Genomic DNA, 1,714 nt, shown 5'->3' on the forward strand with positions numbered 1-1,714 from the left:
GGGCCGGTATGGCGGGGGAGGGGCGGTTGGAGTTGCGGCCGTGGGTGCGGCCGGATGTGGTGCCGTTGTCGTTCGCGCAGCAGCGGATGTGGTTTCTGAACCGGCTTGAGGAGACGGTTCCGGGTGCGTCGTCTGCGTACAACTTGCCGTTGGCGTTGCGGATCTCGGGTGTGCTGGATGTGGCCGCGCTGGAGGCCGCGCTGGGTGACGTGGCCGACCGCCACGAGAGCCTGCGTACCGTCCTGCCCGACGTCGACGGTGTTCCGCATCAGGAGGTCAGGCACGGCGATGCGGGGCGTCCGCCGCTGATCGTGGTTCGCGTCGACGAGGCCGACCTCGACCGGACCCTCGCCGGACAGCTGGCCACCGGCTTCGACCTCCGTACGGATCTGCCGTGGCGGGTCTGCCTGGTGGTCGTGGGTGCGGGTGAGTACGTGTTGTCGGTGGTGGCGCATCACGTGGCGGTGGACGGCTGGTCGATGGGTGTGCTGGCGCGGGATCTGGAGGTGGCGTATGCGGCGCGGTGCGAGGGCCGGGTGCCGGGCTGGGATGCGTTGCCGGTGCAGTACGCGGATTACGCGCTGTGGCAGCGCGAGGTGTTGGGGGAGTTGGACGACCCGGCGAGTGTGCTGAGTGGTCAACTCGCCTTCTGGCGTGATGCGTTGCGTGGTGTTCCGCAGGAGTTGGTGTTGCCGGTGGACCGGGCGCGGCCTGGGGTGCCGTCGTTCAAGGGGCGGTTGGTGCCGGTGGCGGCGGACGCGTTCACGCACGGCCGGCTGGTGGAGGTGGCCGGGCAGGGCCGGGCGACGATGTTCATGGTGGTGCACGCGGCGGTGGCGCTGCTGCTGTCCCGCCTGGGAGCGGGCAACGACATCCCGCTGGGCACGCCGATCGCGGGCCGCGGGGACGCGGCGCTGGAGGAGCTGGCCGGCTTCTTCGTCAACACCCTCGTCCTGCGCACGGACGTGAGCGGTGATCCGACCTTCGCCGAGCTTCTTGAGCGGGTGCGGGCCGCGGATCTGGCGGCGTACGCCCACCAGGACGTCCCCTTCGAGCGCCTGGTCGAAGAGCTGAACCCGGCCCGCTCGCTCTCCCGCAACCCGCTCTTCCAGGTGATGCTCGCCCTCCAGAACATCCCCGAAGTCGCCTGGGAGCTCCCCGGCGTCGACGTCCGACCGGCACCGCTGCCCCCCGAACTGTCCGCCCGCTTCGACCTGGCGGTGTCCATGGTCGAGCGGCGCGACGAGCGCGGCGCGCCCGCCGGCCTCGACGGCGAGATCCTCTACGCGACCGACCTCTTCGACGACCGCACCGCGCGGGCCCTGGCGGAGCGCCTGGCCCACGTACTCGAACAGGTCGCGGCCGATCCCTGTCTCCGCCTCAGCGAGATCGACGTCCTGACGCCCGCCGAACGCATCCGCGTCGTCGAGCACTGGAACGACACGGCGTCCCCGGTCCCGGACGCGTTGGCGCCCGAACAGTTCGGCCGGCAGGTGGCGGCGTCCCCGGGCGCGGTGGCTTTGGTGTCGGGTGAACAGCGGCTCGCCTATGGCGAGGTGGGTGGCCGGGTGAGCCGTCTTGCCCGGTACTTGATGGGTGTGGGGGTGGGCCCGGAGGTGCGGGTGGCCGTGGTGGGTGAGCGGTCGACGGAGCTGGTGGTGTCGCTGCTCGCGGTGTCGCTTGCGGGTGGTGTGTTCGTGCCGGTGGACGCGGG

The 1,714-nt window shown here is 71.4% G+C and carries 1 protein-coding gene; it reads left to right on the forward strand.

The window, feature by feature from the left end; all coding sequences use genetic code 11:
• Positions 1-86: 86 nt before the first annotated feature.
• On the forward strand, positions 87-1,714 hold a 1,628-nt coding region (locus tag AB0H82_RS36380; protein WP_362999828.1), incomplete at its 3' end, for a condensation domain-containing protein.

Source organism: Streptomyces sp. NPDC050732, from assembly GCF_040654255.1.
Lineage (GTDB): Bacteria > Actinomycetota > Actinomycetes > Streptomycetales > Streptomycetaceae > Streptomyces.